The 24,276-nt window shown below is 45.9% G+C and carries 21 protein-coding genes and 2 tRNA genes; 7 read left to right on the forward strand and 16 right to left on the reverse strand.

Annotated features, from left to right (window positions below; genetic code table 11):
- Positions 1–63: 63 nt before the first annotated feature.
- Positions 64–564 (reverse strand): flavodoxin FldA, encoded by a 501-nt coding sequence (gene fldA / locus CS948_RS19350; protein WP_099294709.1) that lies wholly within the window; start codon positions 562–564, stop codon positions 64–66.
- Positions 565–678: 114 nt separating this feature from the next.
- A complete protein-coding gene (locus tag CS948_RS19355) occupies positions 679–2,862 on the reverse strand; it encodes a radical SAM protein (protein WP_176555136.1) in 2,184 nt (727 codons plus the stop codon).
- Between the two features lie 120 nt (positions 2,863–2,982).
- Here CS948_RS19355 and CS948_RS19360 point away from each other — a divergent pair, with 120 nt between their 5' ends.
- Positions 2,983–3,492, forward strand: a complete 510-nt coding sequence (locus tag CS948_RS19360) for a bacterioferritin (protein WP_099293800.1) — start codon at positions 2,983–2,985, stop codon at positions 3,490–3,492.
- Positions 3,493–3,510: 18 nt separating this feature from the next.
- On the opposite strand, the gene CS948_RS19365 is transcribed toward CS948_RS19360, so the two are convergent.
- Positions 3,511–4,809, reverse strand: coding sequence for an NAD(P)/FAD-dependent oxidoreductase (locus CS948_RS19365; protein ID WP_176555137.1), 1,299 nt, complete (start codon positions 4,807–4,809; stop codon positions 3,511–3,513).
- 109 nt (positions 4,810–4,918) lie between these two features.
- The gene (locus CS948_RS19370) at positions 4,919–6,373 is read right to left on the reverse strand and encodes an OmpP1/FadL family transporter (RefSeq protein WP_099293804.1); all 1,455 of its coding nucleotides are present in this window, start codon (positions 6,371–6,373) and stop codon (positions 4,919–4,921) included.
- A gap of 160 nt (positions 6,374–6,533) precedes the next feature.
- On the opposite strand from CS948_RS19370, the gene CS948_RS19375 reads away from it, so the two are divergent.
- The gene (locus CS948_RS19375; protein ID WP_099293806.1) at positions 6,534–6,740 is read left to right on the forward strand and encodes an RNA-binding S4 domain-containing protein; all 207 of its coding nucleotides are present in this window, start codon (positions 6,534–6,536) and stop codon (positions 6,738–6,740) included.
- A 51-nt stretch (positions 6,741–6,791) separates the two neighbouring features.
- Here CS948_RS19375 and CS948_RS19380 read toward each other — a convergent pair whose 3' ends face one another.
- From CS948_RS19380 to CS948_RS19395, 4 genes are all read right to left on the reverse strand, one after another.
- Positions 6,792–8,753, reverse strand: coding sequence for an LruC domain-containing protein (locus tag CS948_RS19380; RefSeq protein ID WP_099293808.1), 1,962 nt, complete (start codon positions 8,751–8,753; stop codon positions 6,792–6,794).
- A gap of 300 nt (positions 8,754–9,053) precedes the next feature.
- On the reverse strand, positions 9,054–9,383 hold the full coding sequence (locus CS948_RS21765; protein ID WP_176555138.1) for a hypothetical protein: 330 nt from the start codon (positions 9,381–9,383) through the stop codon (positions 9,054–9,056).
- A 14-nt stretch (positions 9,384–9,397) separates the two neighbouring features.
- Positions 9,398–9,481 (reverse strand) — tRNA-Leu (locus CS948_RS19390).
- A gap of 64 nt (positions 9,482–9,545) precedes the next feature.
- Positions 9,546–9,616 (reverse strand) — tRNA-Gln (locus tag CS948_RS19395).
- 185 nt (positions 9,617–9,801) lie between these two features.
- Here CS948_RS19395 and CS948_RS19400 point away from each other — a divergent pair.
- From CS948_RS19400 to rfaE1, 3 genes are all read left to right on the forward strand, one after another.
- Positions 9,802–12,996: a DUF2723 domain-containing protein gene (locus tag CS948_RS19400; RefSeq protein WP_099293810.1), complete on the forward strand. Its 3,195-nt coding sequence runs from the start codon at positions 9,802–9,804 to the stop codon at positions 12,994–12,996.
- Positions 12,997–13,194: 198 nt separating this feature from the next.
- Positions 13,195–14,287, forward strand: a protein-coding gene (gene prfB / locus CS948_RS19405; RefSeq protein ID WP_141561000.1) for a peptide chain release factor 2 whose coding sequence is annotated in 2 segments (ribosomal slippage) — positions 13,195–13,257 and positions 13,259–14,287 — 1,092 coding nt in all. Because the reading frame shifts where the segments join, the coding sequence is not laid out codon by codon here.
- A 101-nt stretch (positions 14,288–14,388) separates the two neighbouring features.
- Positions 14,389–15,324 carry a D-glycero-beta-D-manno-heptose-7-phosphate kinase gene (gene rfaE1 / locus CS948_RS19410; protein ID WP_099293814.1) on the forward strand — a complete coding sequence of 312 codons (936 nt, stop codon included), beginning with the start codon at positions 14,389–14,391 and terminating at the stop codon, positions 15,322–15,324.
- A gap of 89 nt (positions 15,325–15,413) precedes the next feature.
- Here the strand turns inward: rfaE1 and pdxT are convergent, their stop codons facing one another.
- From pdxT to CS948_RS19425, 3 genes are all read right to left on the reverse strand, one after another.
- On the reverse strand, positions 15,414–15,983 hold the full coding sequence (gene pdxT, locus CS948_RS19415) for a pyridoxal 5'-phosphate synthase glutaminase subunit PdxT (protein ID WP_099293816.1): 570 nt from the start codon (positions 15,981–15,983) through the stop codon (positions 15,414–15,416).
- 4 nt (positions 15,984–15,987) lie between these two features.
- Positions 15,988–16,857 (reverse strand): pyridoxal 5'-phosphate synthase lyase subunit PdxS, encoded by an 870-nt coding sequence (gene pdxS / locus CS948_RS19420; protein ID WP_099293818.1) that lies wholly within the window; start codon positions 16,855–16,857, stop codon positions 15,988–15,990.
- Positions 16,858–17,124: 267 nt separating this feature from the next.
- The gene (locus CS948_RS19425) at positions 17,125–17,994 is read right to left on the reverse strand and encodes an RNA polymerase sigma factor RpoD/SigA (RefSeq protein ID WP_099293819.1); all 870 of its coding nucleotides are present in this window, start codon (positions 17,992–17,994) and stop codon (positions 17,125–17,127) included.
- A gap of 229 nt (positions 17,995–18,223) precedes the next feature.
- Between CS948_RS19425 and rpmH the strand changes: the two genes are divergently transcribed.
- Positions 18,224–18,382, forward strand: a complete 159-nt coding sequence (gene rpmH / locus CS948_RS19430; protein ID WP_099293820.1) for a 50S ribosomal protein L34 — start codon at positions 18,224–18,226, stop codon at positions 18,380–18,382.
- Positions 18,383–18,417: 35 nt separating this feature from the next.
- Here rpmH and CS948_RS21930 read toward each other — a convergent pair whose 3' ends face one another.
- From CS948_RS21930 to feoB, 3 genes are all read right to left on the reverse strand, one after another.
- On the reverse strand, positions 18,418–18,549 hold the full coding sequence (locus tag CS948_RS21930) for a hypothetical protein (RefSeq protein WP_255302085.1): 132 nt from the start codon (positions 18,547–18,549) through the stop codon (positions 18,418–18,420).
- A 74-nt stretch (positions 18,550–18,623) separates the two neighbouring features.
- Positions 18,624–18,830 (reverse strand): FeoB-associated Cys-rich membrane protein, encoded by a 207-nt coding sequence (locus CS948_RS19435; RefSeq protein WP_099293821.1) that lies wholly within the window; start codon positions 18,828–18,830, stop codon positions 18,624–18,626.
- A 38-nt stretch (positions 18,831–18,868) separates the two neighbouring features.
- Positions 18,869–21,346, reverse strand: a complete 2,478-nt coding sequence (gene feoB, locus CS948_RS19440) for a ferrous iron transport protein B (protein ID WP_099294711.1) — start codon at positions 21,344–21,346, stop codon at positions 18,869–18,871.
- Positions 21,347–21,535: 189 nt separating this feature from the next.
- On the opposite strand from feoB, the gene CS948_RS19445 reads away from it, so the two are divergent.
- Positions 21,536–22,327, forward strand: a complete 792-nt coding sequence (locus CS948_RS19445) for a hypothetical protein (RefSeq protein ID WP_099293822.1) — start codon at positions 21,536–21,538, stop codon at positions 22,325–22,327.
- Here CS948_RS19445 and eis read toward each other — a convergent pair.
- A complete protein-coding gene (eis, locus tag CS948_RS19450) occupies positions 22,305–23,363 on the reverse strand; it encodes an enhanced intracellular survival protein Eis (RefSeq protein ID WP_099293823.1) in 1,059 nt (352 codons plus the stop codon). The two genes, CS948_RS19445 and eis, sit on opposite strands and share 23 nt — an antisense overlap.
- Positions 23,364–23,370: 7 nt before the next feature.
- Complete coding sequence (locus CS948_RS19455; RefSeq protein ID WP_099293824.1) at positions 23,371–24,267, reverse strand: DUF2156 domain-containing protein; 897 nt, start codon at positions 24,265–24,267, stop codon at positions 23,371–23,373.
- Positions 24,268–24,276 lie beyond the last annotated feature (9 nt).

Genomic DNA, 24,276 nt, shown 5'->3' on the forward strand with positions numbered 1-24,276 from the left:
ATAATTCCAAACAAAAAGAGGGCCGTGGAAATCAGCCCTCTAATTCAACAACAACAACTAGACTCAACAAATCACTTGTTTTAAATTACTAACCCAAGTATCTATTCTTTTATCTGTCAACTCGGACTCGTTCGCCTCGTCCAACGGTAATCCCACGAAACGACCGTCCACGCACGCGACAGAATCATCATAACTATACCCGTCAGCATCCACGCTACCGATAAACTCACATCCTGTCCCTTGAAGTTCATTGTAAATGATACCGATTGCATCACAGAAAGAACCACCAAACGACATACCGTCCCCGCAACCGAATATCGCAACCATCTTGCCGGACAAATTCTTACCTTTCAACTTATCGAGAAAAACACCCCAATCATCCTGCAACTCACCGATTCCCCAAGTTGAACTACCCAACAACAAAACATCATATTTATCCACTTCGTCCACTTTCGTGTTACCCACGTTAAACACGTTTGTTGTACCCAAGCGGGAAGCAATCGCTTCCGCGACTCCTTCTGTTGCCCCGGTCGTGGAGCCATAAAATATTCCTATCGTTTTCATCTTCATCTTTCTTTTTTGTTCATGACAAAGATACCCCCTTCCACAACCCCGTGAAATCCCTATAAATAGCTAAATTTTACCGGCACTATCCCTACATGGCGGTAGTTGTCCGTTTTAAAGCAAAAGCAACCCGTATTCCCGAAGCACTTGCATTTCCTTACCATACCAAAACGACAGGAAATCCTCGTGAATAGCCGTTTCGTAATCCAGACAAAAATCTTTCAGCAAATAAGGCTCTCCAACATCCGCGCTTATCCGGGAAAAGATATCATGCAGAAAAACGGCAGTTTCTTTCTTTATCTTCAAATGAATATCCCGCGTAGTATCATGGAGCGTCAACACGATTTTCCCCTTTTTCACGATCTCCGCACCGAACTCGACCTCTCCCCCGATCCAATACAAACGCCGAGGATATAAATTCTCCACAGATTCGCTCGCCTCCATTTGCTGTTCCACGAAACGAGGCGATACACTTGAAACAGGAATTTTAAAATCAAACCATTTCTGCAAGGGTAAATCAAACCCCACGCCTCGCATATAATTATATAAAGAATGACTCAAACCGTCACCCAACCGTTCATGATCACCTCCCTCCAAATCCTCGAAAGCCACATCATTGCGGGCAAACCCACCGAAAGGCGGTCCCGTCACCCGTGTACCGAAAAGCCCCGGTGCCTGTCCGACCGGGCTATGCGCCGTCATGGCAAAACGATGCCAGAAACCGGATTGAATCAACCCACGCTCAAACATCTGCCGCACGACTTCCAGCGAATCGACCGTTTCTCTCGCGGTCTCCGAGGGGAAACCGTACATCAAATAAGTATGCACCATAATTCCGGCTCGTGTAAAATGATCCGTCGTCCGTATCAATTGAGGCAATGTCACACCTTTATTGATCAATGCCAACACCCGTTCGGATGCCACTTCGACCCCGCCCGACACGGCGATACAGCCCGATGCCTTCAATAACCTGCATAAATCCGCCGTGAAAGCCCGCTCGAAACGGATATTCCCCCACCACACGACAGTCAAACGCCGCCTCAATATCTCCAATGCCATTTCCCGCAACAACATAGGAGGTGCCGCCTCGTCCACGAAATGAAAACCGCCCTCCCCCGTCTGTTCCGTCATTCTCTCCATCCTGTCCACGATAGTTTTCACCTCGTTCGGTTCGTAGCGTCGGATATAGTCCAACGTACCGTCGCAAAAGCTACACTTTCCCCAATAACACCCGTGAGCCAATGTCAATTTATTCCATCTCCCGTCACTCCATAACTTATGCATCGGGTTAATTATCTCGATCACGGAAATATACCGATCGAGGAACAACCCCGAATAATCGGGAATCCCGACTTCCCTTTGAGGAATAATCGCCGCCGCAACATCGTCGTGATACACCACACTCCCGTCCTGTAACATAAACGTACGCACCAACCCGCTCTCGTCCAACCCTCCCCGCACGTGTTCAATCAAACGTGAAATCGGCAACTCCCCGTCATCCAACAATAAATAATCGGTATACGCGAAGAAACGGGCATCTGTCAGCGAACGCAATTCCGTGTTGGCAAAACCGCCTCCCATGGCAACCGTCACCCCGGGATAATGCTTTTTAATCCATTCCCCGCATCGCAAAGCACTGTACAAATTCCCCGGAAAAGGAATAGTCACCGCCACGATATCCGGGTGATAAGCCTCCATTTTCTCGGTCAGCAATCCCGTGAGATATCTATCCGTGAAACTCAACGGCTTTGCCAGCTCGGCAGCCAACTCATCAAACGATGAAGCCGAACGTCCCAAATGCTCAGCATAACGGCTGAATCCGAAATTCCCGTCCACGGATTCTTTCAAGAAATCCGACAAGTCTTCCAGATATAGCGTCGCCAGATAGCGGGCTTTATCTTCCATCCCCATCATCCCGAATGCCCATTCCATATCCTCCGTCTGCCCGAATCTCCCCGCTCTCGGCAAAAAACTTTCTTCACATATCGAATAAGCCAACGTGCGGTTCTTCCCTTGTAAAAAAGCAATCACCGCATCAATCGTGCGGGTATACTCTTTCCTCAAAGCATAAATCCGCTTTCCATTGTTTGATAAAGACTGTTCCCCCGCCTTCTCGAAAAGTTCCGTCAATCCCCGGGAAGAAAATATACCCAAAATAACCTCCAGACTCAAATCAACCTGTGCGGTCGGGATTCCCCTCGTGTTCAGGAAACCTTTCAAGTACATCATCGAGGGATATGGCGTGTTCAATTGCGTGAACGGAGGTGTCACTAACAACACCGGGGAAGAATTATTCATAATCATCATTTTATACTTAAACAAATGTACGCTTTTTTTATTCTAAGCCAAAATTTAGGATGTATCACATTTTTTTTATAATTTGGCAAACAATAAAAATAACTAACAATTTTGACTATCATGAGTAAAAAAGAAAAAAGTATCGAACTACTAAACAGGGCGGTAGGCGATGAATTGCTTGCTGTACACCAGTACATGTATTTCCATTTCCGTTGCGATGATATGGGGTATGACTTATTATCCGGTCTTTTCAAACGTACCGCCATTCAAGAAATGATGCACGTGGAGCAACTTGCCGAGCGTATCCTGTTCTTGAAAGGGGAAGTTGAAATGAAAGTTTCCGGCGACGTGAAGAAAATCCACGAACCCAAAGAGATGCTGGAACTCGCTACCGCCATGGAAGTCGGCAGCGTGAACGATTATAACGCTTGGGCAAAAGAATGCGCTGAAAACGCTGATGCCGTATCAAAGAAATTATTTGAAGCTTTGGTAGCCGAGGAAGAAGTTCATCAAGACCAATACGAAACAGAATTGGACAACCTTGAGAAATTCGGGGCTAACTATTTGGCTTTACAATCCGTTGAACGCAGTAAAAGTGTGGCCACTGGGACTGCTCCCAAGGGAGAATAACTTACAAGAAAAAGCGACTCAGAACGGGTCGCTTTTCTTTATTTCCGGTTTTACCAGAATCCTCAAAGACTGATCGTAAGTAACGTAACTCCACATCCAGTTGATCAGAATAAAAAGACGGTTCTTCACCCCAACGATACTCATCAAGTGAACCAACAACCACAACAGCCAAGCGAAGAATCCCCGGAAACGCACCTTGGATAATTCCGCCACGGCATCGTTTCTCCCGATTGTAGCCATAGAACCTTTATTCTTGTATTTAAAAGGACGAAGGGGTTTGCCCTTGATCATACTTCGTAAATTATTTGCCAGTAAACCGGCTTGCTGTATCGAGGGTTGCACCACTTGAGGGTGCCCGTTGGGATAATCCGTGGTAATCATCAATGCCGTATCGCCCAACGCGAACACATCAGCCATTCCCTTTACCCGGTTAAACTCATCCACGAGCAATCGATTTCCCCGCCCGTAAGCTTCTCGCGGCAGTCCCGGCAAACTATTCGCCTTTACCCCGGCTACCCAAAAGACATTATTTGTCACGATCTGCTGCCCGTCAACAAAGGTCAACTTCTCCCCGTCATACTCCTTTACCAACTTTTTCAACAAAATCTCCACGTGCATACTTGACAGACTACGGGCAACCTCCAACGAGGACTTTTCCGAAAAAGCGTTCAACAAACGCTCACCCCCATCTACCAAAAGAATCCTCATCTCATCCCAATCCAATTCCGGGTAGTCTTTCGGGAGCATAAACTTTTTCATCTCCGCCAACGCCCCGGCAAGCTCGATACCGGTAGCCCCACCCCCGACAATAACGAATGTCAACCACCGTTTACGAGTATCATCATCCGCACTATTCAATGCTTTCTCGAAACTCTCGATCACCCGGTTACGATTGAACAAAGCATCCGACGTTGTTTTCAACTGCATCGTCCGATCCGCCAAAGTAGAGTCACCAAAGAAATTTGTACCTGCACCCGTGGCTATCACCAGATAATCATAAGAAATCTTACCTATTGATGTTTCTATACAATTCTTTTCCGAAACCACTTTCTCTACCGTGCACATCCGAATGTGGAAATCATGACGATACTTGAATATCTTCCGGAAAGGAAAAGAAATCGCACTGGGCTCTATCCCCGAAGTAGCCACTTGGTACAATAAAGGCTGAAAAAGATGATAATTGTTTTTATCCAACAACACCACTTGAAAATCACGATCATTCAATTTACGAGCCAATTTCAACCCTCCGAAACCTCCACCCACGATCACAACCCGTTTCTTTGTTCCCTGATCCGGGATATTACTAATTGCATCCATAATTACAACTTATTTTCACAGTTGTACGAATAGATGCTAAGAAACGTTGCGTTATATTTTGGTTTATAAAGTTCATAAGATTTATAAACCTTATGAACTTTATAACTTATTAAAACCGGTAAGCCAATCCAATGGAAGGAGTAAATGCCGTGGATTTATACTTTCCACCAAACGTATCTATTACCCCCGGCGTAACCACATTTTCATAGGAATATTTCGCGTTCTTACTGAAACCTTGTATATACAAAAATGCCAAATCTATTTGCAAATTCTTATATGGTTCAAAAGTCAACCCGGCGGAAAAACCCAATTTATTCATTCCGGGAGTTTCCGGATTGTAAAAGTTTTTACGAATCGGACTTTGGTCATAATAAATTCCTGCTCGAAGATCCAATCGCTCTGTTGCTTTATAGCTCGCTCCAATTCGATAGGTCATCGTCGTTTTGTAATTTTTTTCCGCCTTGATCGGTTTAATTCCTAATTCAGCCTCGTTAAAATAAACATTTAAAGAATCATACGCGTTCCAACCTACCAATTGCAGATCCAACGCTAACTCCCAACGATCCGTGGGACGATAACTTACACCGAGTGTAGTGTTGGAAGGTAAAGGCAATTCCGCATGAAAAGAACCTTGATCATATTTCGGGATCGAAATATTGGGTATATCAACACCCGCTCCTGCCAACATCTCACCATACTTGGAAAGTAACAACTCCATCTGTCCGAACATATTTTCAATATTCCGGTTGGAATAGGTTAATTCAGCATCTCCCTCTTTTACCCGCATCTTAATCTTTGAACGATAAGACAACCCTACTGTCACCTTATCACAAATATCATACATGATACCCACGTTAAAGCCTACCCTCATATGGGCGTTCCCCTCTAAACGAGCATAAGCCGGTGGTACAGTCGTATTTTTCATTAAACCTATAATATTTTGTATAGCCTCCTTTTCTGTTTCGGAAATAGGAAGATGAGGCAAAAGCGAACCTAATTTTTCTTCCATCGTATTCCCCAAGCCTTGAAAATCCTTCACACTCATTAATCCGCGGGAAAGATTCACGTTACCCCAAGCCAATTGCAAACCGACACCGATACTCAACTTATCCGTGATCTTATATGAAAGCGTGGGTTGTATTACATAGGACTTTAAACTAATATCCTGAATCAACGACGCACCTTCCCAATGCTTCGGCCATTTCAAGGAACTCCCGTAAGGAGTCGTCAAACTGATACCCGCTGCCAGATTATCATATATCTTAAATCCCGCGTAAGCGTATAATGGCGTACTCACCGGGTTATCCGTTTTAGCGGAATATCCCGCATTACTATATTTCGCTTTTGCCATCACGGCTGAAATTCCAAGTGAAAAATCCATATTTGTTTTCAAGAACACCAACCCTGCCGGATTGAAATGCATACTCTCTGCCCCCAACTTCATCCCGACGCCCACGTGTCCCATTCCGGTCTGTTTCGTGCTCAACAAATTTACTTGATATCCCTCGGCAAAAACCGACAGGCTCAACATACAAGTCATTACCAATACGACTAATTTCTTCATACAATCTACTTTACATTATTACTCTACTATTCTTCTATAAAATAAAAGATAGTTATTTTTAAAATTAAAGGCACAAAAATAACATTCGCCTCCTCAAGTTGTTTCTACTTTACGGTATGCAATAAAAATTGGTTACCTTTGTACCCAAAATCTATACGCCATGATAACCTTTGAAATAGACACCGAATACATTGAATTAATAAAATTACTGAAAGCCACCCGCGTAGCCGAAAGCGGTGCGATGGCAAAGATTCTTGTCGAAAACGGAGAAGTCACTCGCAACGGAGAACCGGAATCCCGTAAACGGGCAAAAATAACGAAAGGCGAAATCATCACCGCCCTCGGACAAAGCATTAAAGTGATATAACAAAGAAGCCGACTGTAAAAACAGTCGACTCCCTCGATATACTCAAAACAATCATTTTTTATGTTTGTACCACTCTTTATTTTCTTCCCCGAACGATGACGCCCATTTCGAAAATTGCGGGTAAATCACATCAATTCTCTTTCCCTCGTCTTTACTCTTCAAATCTAACGATTCGTTAATAATATGTATCGCGAAAGGGAAATTATTATCCGAAACAAAATAAATTCCTTTCTCCGGATCAGACAAATCATGCCCGTAATGCAACAATTTCGTGTCCATCAAATCGGTCGGTTTGTAATTCGGCAAATGCACTTCGTGCCCCCGTCCCTCGTTCGTATTCACGATAATAAAAGGATTATAAGGAGGTAACTCCAGTTCATTCGTCTTCGTGGGCACATTCAATGTCATCTTTACCGTGAACGTTCTCTGATCCTCCGGGGCATTTATCACATCCAAAGCACTGTCAAATAAAATAATCGTGGCATCATTCGGTTGTGCACTCTCAAGTCCTTTTGCGTCCTTAGCGAAATGAGATTGCCCCGGGTAAGTGGTTTCAACACTCATACTACCAACTTTATACTTTCTAAACCCGTACTGATACCCGAAACCACTCTGCAATTGTGCCCCGACATTTTTCACTGTCCACGAGTCCTCTACCCGAACCAACAAATTACCTTTATTCAAAAAATGCTTTATACGATATTCAACCACCATATCATTCATATCATAATCGCCTTGATACGGCCAAATATCTTCATAAGCCAAAGTTCCCTCGTAAGTCATGGAATATACCACGCTCCCGTCATTCGGGAATTCATCATCCACATCCGGGACTCCATCATTATCTGTATCCGTCATATCCTTACCGTCCGGCATACTTCCGTCATTATATTCCACGTGGTCATCATCCGCGTCAATGGAAAAAATAAAATCACGATACACGGGTGATGAATTAAAATTCTGATCCTCAAGTCCCACGTAACGCACTTTTGTATTGGGATCACGCACGATAATCGTGTGGCTGCGTTGTTCTGTATTCAAACTTGTATTCGAGAACCCAATAGAACGTCCGCGTGCAACATCCACTACCGTATGATTATTAGCGTCGTATCCTCCCGCCAGAATAAACCACCCGATCGTCACTCCCGCTGGGAAAGTTTCACTCCACTCCTGCTTTACCTCATCCCAATATTTAAGCCGCACGTTATCTCCCAACTGCAAACCACCTTTTTCGGGGAATGTTGCATTCGGGAAAAGGATAATTCTCTGCACTTCTTCCGCTGTCTGTGGCGGGTTGTTTGTCGAGTAATAATAATATCCGACCGTATTCGTACGGGTATTCCCGGAATTATTGATAACCACGACATCCACCGTTGCCCCATCCTTTATCACGTTCAAGTTCGCCTCACTATTTTTCACGATATAATCACTCACGTTTGAATCATCCATCTTCAACGTCGCATTCAACATGATTAAACCGTCTACCGAAATATCTTTTTTTCCGCCCAGATTGGAAGGAACACCTTTATCATTCCAAGTCATACCATCTATCACCTTCATGCCTACCGGATAAGTCGAATGCACGTACCCGTCCTCTCCTGCCCGGGATACCATACTTCTTCCTCTTGAAACCTCCAACGTCTTCACCATAGGCACGGCTATACTCGCCGAATATAAATAAATCTCATTCACGTAAGTCGGTACTTGAACCGTCTCCGAATACTCGCCATTTTCATCCGTGAACCCTCTGAATAACGGTTTCAGATTTTCTTTTTTCACCGTCCTCCCATTTATCGTATCCACGGGATACTCCGCGTAGGCCTCAAAAAACACCTCGTACCCTTTCGGTACATCATACTTCACCTCTGCCGTCAATTTATTTGCCGTACGGAAATCAAAATAATCACCGGAACCTTCAGGAGCCTCTTTTTTCGACAAATCCTTATCAACGCATCCCGCCAATAAAAACAACGAGGCAATAATTCCCCAAACAAACACCATTCTAAAATTCATAATCAATCCTATTTAGTCATACTTCGATACAAATGTACGACATATTTCTCATTTTATATTTATCGCGACAAAGTATTTTTATTCAAACCATTAGACGTACACGATACACAACCACGACCAACACGACAGCAATTACCACGCCACCCCACACGATCCACACCCAACTCCCAACTCCACTCTTTTTGACCTCATCGACACTTGTATTTTGCTCCAGACCTCTTTTTTCACCGGTAGTCAACTTTACCTTCGTCGTATCCTGATCAGTAACTTTCTCTTTTAGACGGATTCTAGTGTCTATTTCTACAAATCTATCATGACGATAAAGAACATGAGCCCGATGACCGAGGCGGAGATCATAGCCGCCCGAAAAAACATGGAAAGCAGGATAAACCCGTGAGTAGCTTCATGTTTCTGGTAAACGTGAAAGAAGCCCTCGGTTACACGCACGAGCAAACTCTCGACAGCAGCTACGCACTGATCACCGGAATGTTGCAGGAATACGCCTACATGTGCAACGAACGCAACAAACTCCTGTACGGCGACGAGGAGGATGAAGACTACCCCTTCGAGTGGGTGGAACTCGTCAATTTCACCACGGGTAAAACAAAACGCTTGACAGTTTATCACCATCAAGCGTTTTTCTGTACCCAGAACAAGACTCGAACTTGCACAGCCGTACGGCCACTAGTCCCTGAAACTAGCGTGTCTACCGATTCCACCACCTGGGCATTGTATCTAAGAACTTCGGACAAAAAACCTTGCAACTCCCTGCTGCAAGGCTTCTCTTTTTTGTTGTCCCACAAGGATTCGAACCTTGACTGACAGAACCAAAATCTGCTGTGCTACCATTACACAATGGGACAATCGTCATGTCAATTCAACAAGTATTTTGTTTTTTGACGCTGCAAATGTATAGCAATTTTTCATTTCACCAAAACAAAATGCGGAAAAATTAAAAGAAAATTGCTATTTTCGTGCGGTTGAAAAGGAACAAATTTAGGATATCCTTGATTACTAATAAGAAATATAAATTCAAAGAAGGAGAAGCATGTGCAACATTAAAAATCACCCCACGTTAAGTTACAGGTTGATCAATAATGTCACCGGATGGGTGGCGTTCGTGATAGCCAGTATCACTTACATTCTCACGGTAGAACCGACAGCCAGCTTATGGGACTGCGGCGAGTTCATCACAACGTCAGTCGGATTACAGGTAGGACACCCTCCCGGGGCACCTTTCTTTATGATTGTTTCGCGACTGTTCGCCATTTTTGCCCCGTCCCCGGAAACACAGGCTTACATGATTAATATTATGTCGGCGTTATGTTCGGGCTTCACGATACTGTTCCTGTTCTGGACAATCACGCATCTGGCCAAGAAAGTGGTGATTAAAAAAGATGGAGAATGTACCATGGGACAATTATACGCTATCATGGGTGCGGGTCTGATCGGTGCGCTATGCTACACGTTCTCGGACACGTTCTGGTTCTCCGCCGTGGAAGGCGAGGTATATGCCATGTCGTCCCTGTTCACGGCTGTCGTGTTCTGGGCGATCCTGAAATGGGAGAACGTGGCGTTCCAACCGTACGCCAATCGCTGGCTTGTATTCATCGCTTACATGATCGGGCTTTCCATCGGGGTTCACTTGTTGAACTTGCTGGTAATTCCCGCCATCGTGTTTATCTACTATTTCAAGAAATACGAAACGACGAAATGGGGTGTGATCAAAGCTGCCGCTTTATCCTGCGTGATCCTCGGGACTATCCTGTGGGGTGTGATCCCGTACGTGATCATTATCGGCGGATGGTTCGAACTACTGTTCGTCAACAGCATGGGGCTACCTTTCAACACGGGAGTAGTTGTCTACGCTATCCTTCTAATTAGCGGACTTGCTTACGGTATATATTACACGTTGAAACACAATCACACGATCGTCAACACGATCCTGACCTGTTTCGTGGTCATGTTGATCGGCTACTCCTCCTACGCCATGGTGGTTATCCGGTCGGTCAGCAACCCTCCCATCGACGAGAACAGCCCGGATAACGTGTTCGCACTCCTTTCTTATATAAGCCGCGACCAGTACGGGCAGGAACCGTTGATCTACGGACCTTATTACAACGCCCCGGTCATTGCCGTGGAAGAAGGCGGTCCGATCTATTACCAGAACGAGAAAACCGGGAAATACGATGTCGTGGGACACAAGACCGAGGTGAAATACGATCCTCATTTTTGTACCATCCTGCCGCGTATGTACAGTACCGCGCGTGACCCGCAGTCTTACATCGAATGGGTGGGATTACCCGCCGGCCCCACGTACTCGGTAGACGGACAAAACCGTCAAAAACCGACTTTCGGGCAAAATTTGAAATTCATGTTCCGTTATCAGCTCGGGCACATGTACCTGAGGTATTTCATGTGGAACTTCTCCGGAAGACAAAATGATATTCAAGGACACGGTGATTTCCGTTACGGGAACTGGATCACGGGCATTCCTTTCGTCGACAATATGCTGGTCGGCGACCAAAGCATGATGCCCGACACGTTGAAGCACGACAAGGCAAACAACAAATATTACATGCTTCCTTTTATCCTCGGGTTACTGGGTATGTTCTACCAGTACCAGCGGGGAAAACAGGGAAAGAAAGACTTCTGGGTGGTTATGCTGCTCTTCTTCCTCACGGGTATCGCCATCGTGCTTTACTTGAACCAATATCCTTATCAACCGCGTGAACGGGATTACGCTTACGCCGGATCATTCTACGCATTTGCCATCTGGGTAGGATTCGGGGTACTCTACCTTTGGGAACTTCTCCAAAAGAGAATGGATTCCCGCAAAGCTGCCATCGCGGTAACGGCAGTTTGCCTGTTCGCCGTACCGGTGAACATGGCGGCGCAAAACTGGGACGACCATGACCGCAGCGGACGTTACGCGGTGATCGCGCATGCCAAAAACTACTTGAGCACCTGCGCCCCGAACGCCATACTGTTCACTTACGGGGACAATGACACCTTCCCGTTATGGTACGCCCAAGAGGTGGAAGGCTTCCGCCGGGACGTGCGCATCGTGAATTTGAGTTTGCTTGCCGGGGACTGGTATATCGACCAGATGAAACGGAAAGCCTACGAATCACCGGGGGTACCGATCTCTTTCACGAAAGACCAATATCATTACGGGGTACGCGACTTCGTGGCTATCGAAGAGAGAACCGACAAGCCATTCAGCATCGCCGAAGTGATGAATTTCGTCGGTCAGGACGGTGCGGAATACAAGACGAACCGCTATCAAGGCGAACCGTTAAATTATATCCCCACCCGGAGCCTTTATCTCCCCGTGGACAAAGAGAAAGTTCTCGCCAACGGAACCGTGCAACCGGAAGATGCAGACGAGATCGTGGACAGAGTGGAAATCAAGCTGACAGGCAACTCACTGAATAAATCCCAACTCATGGTACTCGACATTCTGGCTGCCAATAACTGGGAACGGCCTGTATATTTCGGTATCGGCATGGGACAGGACAGCTACATGGGCTTTGACAAATACTTCCAGCTGGAAGGTGCCGGCTACCGCGTGGTACCGATCAAGACGGAAAACAAGGATGCATATTACGAGTTCGGTCGCATCAACTCGAACGTGTTGTATGACAATTTGATGAATAAGTTTGTCTGGGGAAATATCAATGACCCGAAAGTAAATATCGACCATTTCCACGACAATACCATTGCCGTGATGAAATACCGGAATACTTTCTTGCGTCTTGCCCAGAAACTGGTGGAAGAAGCCGTAAACGAAAGTACAGTACTCGGTGACTCCACGATAAGTGAAATCGTAGACTCCTCGAAGATGCAGGAAGCCGTCAAAGTACTGGATAAATCACTGGAAGAAATTCCGCTTTACCAAGTTCCGGCAGATTATTTCTTGATCTATTATATCCCGATCTATTACACGGCGGGAGAAAACGAGAAAGCAAACGATCTGGCATGGGCTTTGGCACTGGATAACGCTCAAACGTTAAGATATATCCAATCTCTATCCGCCAACCGCAGGCAAATGCTTAACCGGGACGAACGAAACAGCATGCAGATACTGCAAATGTTGATCGGATGGGCAAGAAGCAGCGGCGAGGAAGTTTTCGCACAAGAAATACAAACCATGGTGGAAAACACGCTGACCGGGAAACCGATCACCAGTAACCGGGTGAATAAAAACTTCCCGATAGACAGTAAAATGAATAAACAATAAAAAGGGGAATTTTCCCCTTTTTATCAGTCGAAAGTCTATAAAGTCCATGAGGTCTATAAGGTCACGGGTGTCCTTCGGACTATATCAACGGCAATAAAATTGCCGTTATAGCAAAGCGCCCGCAGGAGCCATGGACTTTCGACTTTATGGACCTTACAGACCTTACGAACTTTATTAACTTTATAAACTAAAAATACAATGATCACGATCGACCATATTAAAGAGCTGGCAGAGAGAGGTGAAGCATTGAGGAGGTATCTTTGACATAGATGGTAAAAAGGTACAACTCGCTGAAGAAGAATTAAGAACGCAAAATCCCTCCTTGTGGGATAACCCCAAAGAGGCGGAAGTATTGATGAGGAAGGTACGCGAATTAAAATCATGGATAGAAGGATACGAACAAGTAACTTCTGCCGTGGGCGATTTACAGGTACTTTTCGATTTCGCCAAGGAAGGAGAAGCCACCGAAGAAGAAGTAGACGCCCAATACGAGGAAACCGTACGGATAGTGGAGGATATCGAGATGCGCAACATGCTGCGTAAAGAGGAAGACCATTTCGGTGCCATCATGAAAATCAATTCCGGTGCCGGGGGTACGGAGAGTATGGACTGGGCAAGCATGCTCTACCGGATGTATATCCGTTGGGGTGAACTGAACGGTTACAAGGTAAAACACGTGGATTACCAAGAAGGTGAAGAAGCGGGTATCAAATCCGCCACGCTCGAATTCGAGGGTGATTACGCTTACGGCTACCTGAAGTCGGAAAACGGCGTGCATCGTCTTGTGCGTCTGTCCCCCTACAACGCGTCGAACAAGCGCATGACCTCCTTCGCCTCGGTATTTGTCTATCCCGCCGTGGACGACACCATCGAGGTCACGATCAACCCTGCCGACATCAGTTGGGACACTTTCCGAAGCGGAGGTGCCGGGGGACAGAACGTGAACAAAGTAGAAACCGGAGTGCGCCTGCGCCATGCCCCGACAGGCATCATGATCGAGAACACGGAATCCCGTTCGCAATTGCAAAACCGGGAGAACGCCATGCGATTGCTAAAAGCCCAGTTGTACGAACTGGAACTTCGAAAACGTCAGGAAGAAAAAGACAAAATTGAAGGTACAAAAAAGAAAATCGAATGGGGGTCACAAATCCGTAGCTACGTGTTCGACGACCGACGGGTGAAAGACCACCGCACCAACTACCAGACATCAAACGTGCAAGCCGTGATGGACGGTGAAATCAACGATTTTATCAAGGCTTACTTGATGATGTTCGGCGGCGGGGAAGAATAACATACTGATTCTGTGATTTAGCGATTCAATAATTTAGTGATTAAAAATCACAGAATCGAGAATCACGAAATCACAGAATCTATAAATTCTAAATTTTCATTATGGATTTCAGTAATTGCAAAATACTAATCGTCGGGGACGTGATGCTCGACAAATATTATTTCGGGAAAGTGGAACGCATTTCGCCGGAGGCTCCCGTGCCGATCGTGAATATCGTGACGGAAGAATCCCGGTTGGGCGGAGCCTCGAACGTGGCAAACAACATCAGCAGTCTGGGCGGGCAAGCCACCTTGTGCGGTGCCGTGGGATATGACTTTTTCGGGAAGGAGATCGAGCGAATGGCGCACCGCAAGGGAATTCGCACGGAGTTCATCAAAACAGAGCAACCCACGATCACGAAAGCCCGCGTTATCGGCGGACGCCAACAAATCGTGCGCCTTGACTACGAGCAACGACTGGAAGTACCCGAGAAAACAAAAGAAGATTTTAAAGTTCATCTGGAAGAACTCATCCGTGAAAACCCGACTCTCGTGATCTCCGATTACGGGAAGGGCATGATTTCCGACGACATTTGCACTTTTCTGATCTCGATCGCTAAACAGCACGGGACGCGCGTCATCGTGGACCCCAAGGGACAAAACTGGGCAAAATACGCCGGGGCGGATTTGATCACGCCAAACGTGAAGGAACTCGGGGACATCATCGGGCATCCTATCAGTAACGAGGACACCGGAATCGAGGCTTCGGCAAAGGAAATCATCCGGAAGTACGGGTTGAAAGCCTTGCTCGTGACTCGAAGCGAGAAAGGCATGAGCCTGATCACCGGACAAGAAACCGTGCATATCCCGACACACTCGCAAGAAGTGTTCGACGTGAGCGGAGCCGGAGATACCGTGGTGGCAGCCTTAGCGTTAGCACTGACCGCGGGTAAAGATATCAAGGAATCTATCCGCATCGCCAATATTGCAGCAGGAATCGTGGTACAGAAGATCGGAACCGCCACACTGACGGCAGAAGAGTTGAGAAAAGCGATGTAGAAAGAAAAGAGTTATAAAGTTCATAAGGTTTATAAAGTTCATAAAGTAATAAACCTTACGAACTTTATAAACCTTAAAAACTTTACGAACTATTTGATTTTAGAAACAAAGTATTTCAAGAAAGTCACATCATCCGTAAGTTCCGGATGAAAAGAGGTCACCAGCATATTTCTTTCTTCAGCGGCAACCACGTGACCGTCCAGTTCACACAATACTTTCACCCCGTCTTCCACCTTTGTTATATAAGGTGCGCGGATAAACACCAGCTCGATCTCTTTCGAGTCGACGGCGGGGATTACCTGTTTCGTGGAGAAACTATCAATCTGGCTACCGTAAGCATTGCGGCGCACGGAGATATCCATAACTCCCAAGTGAGTCACCGAATCGTTCACCAGATCTTTTGCCAACAAGATCATTCCGGCACAAGTTCCCCACACGGGAAGTCCCCCGACAATCTTCTCCCGCAGGGGGGCCATTAACCCCGTGCGATTGAGAATCTTACCCATGGTGGTACTCTCCCCTCCCGGCAAAATGATAGCGTCAATAACGTCCAATTGTTCCGGGTATTTCACGATCACGGGTTCATGTCCCAATGCTTGAATCTGACGCTCATGCTCGACGACAGCCCCCTGAAACCCTAAAATGCCTATCTTTTTCATTATTTTACCACCCTCTCTCGGCGTATTTATTTTCCAATTTGGATATTTCCAACCCGGACATCGGCTCGCCCAAGTTCTCTGACAATTCGGCCAATTTAACCGGATCGTTGTAATAAGTAGTTGCCAACACGATAGCTCTCGCTCTCTTGGCAGGATCTCCCGACTTGAAGATACCGGAGCCAACGAATACACCCTCGCAGCCCAATTGCATCATCAAAGCGGCATCGGCGGGAGTGGCGATTCCACCGGCAGCAAAGTTTACAACCGGCAATTTACCGTTCTCGTGCACGTATTTCACGAGGTCGAAAGGAGCACCCATTTCTTTAGCGAGCGTCATCAAAGCTTCTACCGGGGCAGATTGTACCTGATGAATATCATTGTTCAACTGACGCATATGTCTTACAGCCTCAACCACGTTTCCGGTTCCGGCTTCTCCCTTGGTACGGATCATGGAAGCACCTTCGCCGATGCGTCTTAAAGCCTCGCCCAAGTTGCGGCAACCGCAAACAAACGGTACTTGGAATTTAGTCTTGTCCACGTGATACAGATCATCCGCGGGAGTCAATACCTCGCTCTCGTCGATATAATCAATGCCGATGGCTTCCAATATTTGAGCCTCAACAAAGTGACCGATTCTCACTTTAGCCATTACAGGAATAGATACGGCGTTCTTGATCGCCTTAATCATTTGCGGATCTGACATTCTGGCAACACCGCCATCTTTACGAATATCCGACGGCACTCTTTCCAGTGCCATAACAGCACATGCCCCGGCAGCCTCTGCAATCTTCGCCTGTTCAACATTGGTTACGTCCATGATAACCCCACCTTTAAGCATCTGCGCCAAATTTTTGTTCAATTCATATTTTCCCATAAGGTTCTTCTTTAGAATATTAAAACTATAAATAAACAATTGAAAATAAGTTTCTTAACAAAGAAAAGAATGCTTCCGCAAACGTTTTCTCCCGTTTTTAAAACCTTTTCCAAAACGGGGAACAAATATACAATTTTAGATGAAAAGAAAAGTTTTTTGAGGGACTTTTTCGGACAAATACATCTTCAGGATTGTTACAAATTATAATCTAATTAGTTACAATTTACAACAACTCTCGGTTCATAACTTACAACCTAAAATATCCGGTTACAAATAAGTCTTCAACCGCTTCGTGCGATACGTGTTTTTCAACTTTTTGATGGCTTTTGATTTGATCTGACGTACTCTTTCGCTGGTAAGTCCTACCCGATCCCCAATCTCTTCCAAAGACATTGGCAAATAACCTCCCAGCCCGTAATACATACGCAAGATCGTGGCATCCCGCTCATCTAAAGTGGATAAATAACGATCTATCTCCGTCCGCAACGAATCAGCGTTCAACTCTCTCTCCGCCTCCGGTATCGAGTTCTCGCCGGTGATCATCACGTCGTATAAATTAGACGCATCCTCGTCACTCGTCAACGGGGCATCCATTGACAAGGGACGACTGGCAATCCGCATACTGTCTTTCACTTCTTTTTCCGGAACGTCCATCTCCCGGGCAATCTCCTCGGCTGTCGGCTCCCGCTGAAATTCCTGTTCCAGACGGAAGAAAAATTTGTTCACCTTGTTTATGCTACTGATTTTATTCAAGGGTAAACGAACCAAACGCGAGTTCTCGGCAATTGCCTGCAAAATAGACTGGCGAATCCACCACACGGCGTAAGAAATGAATTTGAACCCTTTCGTCTCATCAAAGCACTCTGCCGCTTTGATCAAACCCAGATTCCCTTCGTTGATCAAATCACCCAGACTCATACCGTTGTTCTGGTATTGCTTGGCCACGGAAACCACGAAACGAAGATTACTCTTCACCAGAAGCTCTCGTGCGGCTAGATCTCCGGCTCGTATTTTCTTGGCTAGCGCAACCTCCTCGTCCGGCGACAACACGTCGATCTTCCCAATCTCCTGCAAGTACTTTTCGATTGAAAAGGAATCCCTGCCAGTGATTTGCTTGCTGATTTTTAACTGTCTCATAGGTCTCTTTAGTAAATTGGCTTAAAGTTAATAATCTATTTCAATAAAACAAATATCAGAGCATATTTTTTCATGTCCCTCCTGCAAAAGTATACGACAAGATTCTAACTTTGTTGTGACAAACTTCAAATTAACCGAAGATAATTTTGCAATTTTCTTTGGCACAATCAAAAAAATACCTACTTTTGCAGTCCGAAGTGAGAAAATAATAACATAAGATAATATCACAATGAAACGTACATTTCAACCATCCAACAGAAAGAGAAGAAACAAACATGGTTTCAGAGAAAGAATGTCTACAGCTAACGGTAGAGCAGTTTTAGCCAGAAGAAGAGCTAAAGGAAGAAAAAAATTGAGTGTTTCTGACGAGCGCAGACACAAACAATAATATAAAAAGCTGCTTATCAGCAGCTTTTTTTTATTTTAGCCATCCCCTCTCCAAGGTAACAAGATATATTCCTTACCCTTCCCCTCCACTATGATTACATCCTCTTCACTTGCCTGACGCAGCATATACACACGTGAGCGTTCATGCTTCGAAGATGCTACGTTCATGCTACGTTCATGGTATAGACAAGGGGTAGCCAAGCCATGGCTCAAACAAGGAGAATGTCCGTGAAACAAGGTAGCTATTTCCCGTTCTTTTCCCGCTCTATCGCCGATTTTACCGGGCTATTCCCGAATACATACGTTTTTTTTCTGTTTGTCCGCGAGCCGCAACCGCAGCAATCACCGCATCCCCCGTTCTTACGACCGGAACGGAATAACCGATAAATGCCCCTTCCCACGAAGAAAAGCGCCACGGCAACAATTATATATGTAAGTATGAGCTGCATCACTCCTTTAATTTTAGATTTTAGATTGACTCATTGATTTATATCAACAAGTCCAATACCTGTTTCAACACGAAACAAACAACCCATGCCAGCACGGTCGTGTATCCCATGACGAAGAACGCCCATTTTGCCCCGATCTCTTTCCCTATCGCGATCAATGCCGCGAAACAGGGAGAATAGAGTAACACGAAAACAATAAACACGATAGCGATAACGGGCGTAAAACCATGTTCTTTCAGCCGCGTCACCAGTGCCGAACTTGCCGCCTCATCGTCCTCGTCGATATCCTCGCCTTGATAGAGCACAGCCATCGTGCTCACCACGATTTCCTTGGCAGCAACACCCGTCAACAAGCTCACCCCGGCTTTCCACTCGAAACCGAGAGGCGCCCAGATGGGTTCCATCGCCCGACCGATACGACTGATATACGAACTTTCCTGACGTTTGATCACTTCTTCCCGGTGCAAACTTTCCAGCTTGGCTTCCCGCTCTGCCTTCAACATCTCGGCGTTACCGGTTCCCGAGGCTATTTCCACCTCGTACGCTGCCGCGACTTCCGCCTTCTGCTTGTCGTATTCCGCCGCCAATTCCTTGTCCACGGGGAAATAACCGAGAGCCCAAATCACGATGGAAGCAAGCATGATGATACCTCCCATCTTTTTCAGGTATTGCTCGCCTTTACTCCACATGTGGCGAATCGTGGTACGTAATGTAGGCATACGGTAAGGCGGCAACTCCATCACGAAAGGCACTTCCTGTTTGTGGAAAAGTACCCGTTTGAATAATTTCGCCATCACGATTGCCGCTAAAATACCTATCAAGTAGATACCGAACAACACCAATGCCGCGTACTCCTTGAAGAAAGCCCCGACTAACAGTATATATACCGGAAGACGGGCACTACAAGACATGAAAGGATTGATCAGTATCGTCAATATCCGGTCACTGCGATTCTCCAGCATACGCGTGGACATGATTGCCGGCACGTTACACCCGAATCCCATGATCATCGGGATAAAACTCTTCCCGTGAAGCCCGAGTTTATGCATGATTTTATCCATGATAAACGCCGCACGCGCCATATACCCCGTATCTTCCATGAACGAGATAAACAGGAACAGGATCAAGATGTTCGGCAAAAACACGATCACACTACCGACACCGCCGATAATCCCGCTTACCAACAAATCCTTCAACGGTCCCGCGCTCATATTGTTTTCCACGAATGTACTCAAGGCGGCAACTCCCGTTTCGATCCACTCCATGGGATAACTGCCCAGACTGAAAGTGGCAAAAAAGGTCGTGAACAAGAATAACAGGAAGATCGGGAACCCGAATAATTTATGCGTTACGATAGCGTCGATATATTCTGTTTTACGCCGCCGGTTGACGGGACTTTCCCGGTAAGTTTCTTTCAGCGCCCCGGAGATGAAACCGTACTTCGTGTCAGTGACCACCGCTTCCACGCTCTCCCCGAACGTGGATTCGATTTTACACACATTCTCCTGAACGGTATTCATCAGTTTTTCCCGCGGCCTATCCTTCTCCGCAAAATGCGTGATTTCCTTATCTCCCTCGAGTAACATCAGTGCCATGAAACGAGGCGACATATTGCAGGTCAATTCTTTCTCATCCGCCAATTCCGAACGTATGGCAACGATACCGTCTTCGATCTCCTGCCCGTAATTGATATGAATATGCCGTACGGTTTCGCTTCTTCCCTCGTACACCTCGATAATCTCGTCCAAGAGTTGCTTGACTCCTTTTCCTTTCGAGCCGATCGTCGGCACCATAGGCATCCCGATCATCTTACCCATTTTCCGGTAATCGAATGTCGCTCCGGAACGCTCCAGTTCGTCGAACATATTTAAGGCAATCACGCCTTTCACGTCCATGTCTATCAACTGGGTAGACAGGTACAGGTTGCGTTCCAGATTGGACGCATCCACCACGTTGATAACCACGTCGGGAGCGTGATTCGTGATATATTCCCGCACGTATTTTTCTTCGTTCGAGTAGGCTGAAATGGAGTAAGTACCCGGCAGGTCGACCACGTTAAACTCGTACCCGTTGAAACGGAAAGTCGCTTTCTTCGCATCCACGGTCACCCCGCCGTAATTCCCGACATGCTCCTGCGAGCCGCTCATGTAATTGAACAGGGTGGTTTTCCCGGCGTTCGGGTTGCCGACCAAGGCGACATGAATATGCTTGTCCCGCCCTTCCCAATGCTTGGCAAAGGCCTCCTCCGCATCTCTCGCGGATGCTGAAATCCCGACGATATTGCTGGCTTCTTCCAGTGAAACAATCTCGATAAACGCAGCTTCTTGTCGCCGCAAGGATATCTCGTACCCCATGATCGAGTATTCTATAGGATCATTCAAAGGAGCGTTTTTCACGGCTTTGACTACCTTACCCCGTATAAATCCCATTTCATTCAGACGCTTACGGAAAGCCCCGTATCCTTTCACTTTCGTTATCACGGCGCTCTCGCCGGTCTTCAATTCTGACAATAACATATTTGCATCTTTCTGGTTTCGCATAGCAAAGGTATTACTTTATTTTTATTTTTTCTAAATAAACACAGAAAAAAAAAGTCCATAGACCTTACGACCTTATGGACCTTACTTTATTAACCCTACAAGTCTAAAAAAAGAAAACTTTTCTTTTTTAATTCGTATAATCAATAAATAGCTTATTTTTGTAATATGAAAGCAGAAGATAAAGACAACAGAGACGAGAAGAAATGGGGTAACGTGAACGAGTTTTTGGCAAAAAACGCTTCACAACTCAATATCATGGAAGAAGAAATAGACGTGGAGGTGCAACATCACTTTATGGCACTTCTTGAATTTTTGATGAAGGACAAGACGAAATTCAAGATGCTGATAGAGGAAGCTCCCCAGTTGACAGATGAATTGTACAACGAGTCCGTCAGCGAAGACAAGAAGAGAAAGATTCTGGCTGTACTGGCCACGATAAATGATATAGCGATATACCGGAAGATTGAGGCATTCCAGAAGGAAGACACCCCGTTGAAAAAATGGGCGACCGTGGCGTTGCAACAATCGCGTATGTTGATTCAATCTTCCCTGCTGGATGAATCTACCGTGTTTGTTTCCACGGGATTGGGCGGCCACGGGACTCTATTACGTTATTTCTGTGTTTATATTGCCAACGAGGGGGTGGTTATACAACCGTTCCAATGGGATATTGCCAAGAAAGAAACCGAACTGGTAGTGACCAAGGCTAAAGGAGAAATAGAGAGTTCCGAGCACTTCGATAAATACATCATGTTTACCCTTTTGTTGCCGATTGATGCCGGGTTGAAAGAAATATTCGAAACCATTATCAACGAGTGCAACACGTATGGTAATTTCTTGAAAGAGAACATTATCATTACAAACGTGAAGAAACTTACCCTCGAAGAAATCGACGGTATCGTGAACTCGAAAAACCCAAAACAGGATCGGAAAATCAGTCCAGCATCAGACTTATAAAAGGATGACAGGCTTTGAAACGAGAGGCTAACCCGGGAAAACGTTCCGGATAATAACCGAATACCAAACGGGTTAACTCTTGCACGGTCAATTCGACGGGTGTTTCTTCGGCGACTTTCCGGGTACAAGCACCCTCACTGACGATATACATTCCCGTGTTCTCCGGGATTTGTTCATCCGTCACTTTCAACACGAAATGCAGATCGGGATAACGGACAGCATACAACCGCAACACCTGTTCCACGTCCAAGATTCTCGCCATCCCCCGATGTTCGTCATTTTTCCCCGTCGGTAGCGAACGACAGAATATTTCGGCAGTATCCCAACGTGTCATTATCCCCCACAAGAGCGCCTGTTTTACTTCCCCGGAGTCATACAGCCAATCTTTTACCAAAACATGATTCCCCCGCGGCTCGGCAAATGCCATGCCGACAAGGTGATCTTCACGGTTATACGCCACGAGCAAAGCACCTTCGCTTATACGCAAATCCTCCATAATCGTGTTAAAATCCTCCCGGTCATGTTGAATACAACAGGGACGACGGAGCATGACATCTTCAAAATAACGAAACACTTCGTCTGTCAACAAAGCCTCGTCACGAAACGCCTCCACCCTGTAATGCCCCAACACGGGACGATCGAGAATCGTGTAATGTTCGGGTGAGAAATCAAAAATAGTGGCATATCCCATCTTCTCGTAATAGCCGTACAACCAATCGTTTGCCGGGATTAAAGTACTCACGGGGACATCCCGCATTCTCATCACGGCAAAGGCCTCCTGCAATAACTTTGTCATGATTCCCCGCGCACGGGCCAGAGGGTGGGTACAAGCGCCCGAAATATACCCCGTCTGCAACAAGGTTCCGGCGAAGGTCATCGGGTAAAGCGGCATTTGCAGCGCCGCAACAGCATCACCTTGCCTATCACGATATACAAGAGTGTTTTCGTCTTTGTATTTCTTGCTGAAATAGAAACGAATAAACTCTTCCGTATCGTCAAAACACAATCGCCACAAATCCATTACCTCTTGTTTCATGCCATTTTCAATTTTCGATTAATTGAGCATACCCTTTTTCCAACAAAATCACGGGACGATAAGATAACTTCGCCTTTCGTAAACCGACTAATCCCAAGTCTTCTTCCCGGTTCAAGTAAATATATTTTTCCGGAATATGCAAGGCAAATTCTTGATTCAATATATTATAAGCCCCGTCGATACGGCTGTCCGCTTTCTCGATATGCACGGCAAAAGTATCCCTATTCACGGGAGCGCCATAGGTAAAACCGACAATCTCGTCATCCACCCAAAGCGCACCGCCCGTCAGTTCCAACTCGTCAAAATGGCGTAACGCGGAGTTCAGTGCTTTTCGCTCGTTAATCAGGCTCTGCTCTTCATCACAACCGTGTTGCTCGCACCATTTCTCCTCCAGTTCGAGGCAATGCGGAATCATGTCCGCCGTCAAGGGAGTGTAACGATAATTGTACGTCCGCTTGAACTTGTTGACATGATTCCGCTTGGGCTGGAAATTCTTACCTTTCAATTCCGCCAATTCTTTCCTTAGATATATATAGTCAAAATAATCCCGATCCAGACGGTAGTCAAATCGTCCGGGGAACTCCCGGTTGAACCATTCTTCCATTTCCGGGAACACGCCATGTATCCGCAAGACATGCCCTTCAGCCTTTGCCTGATCTTTCAACATCCCGATGATTCCTTTCACGTCCCCCGTCCCGACGGGCATCGTGTACACGATACTTTCCTCGTCCAACGTGAAACGCACGATCAGGCAATTATCCACCACGGCATAGCAACTGTTAGTCAGGAACTGCCACGTGTACAAATTCACGAATGACAGGTTGCAATCCCGGTTCCCGCAGGCCAAAAAATACGACGTTATTAACTCTTTATCTTCAATTTTGATCGGTTTAAAATCTATCATATAATTCTA

Source organism: Butyricimonas sp. Marseille-P3923 (assembly GCF_900184685.1).
Lineage (GTDB): Bacteria > Bacteroidota > Bacteroidia > Bacteroidales > Marinifilaceae > Butyricimonas > Butyricimonas muris.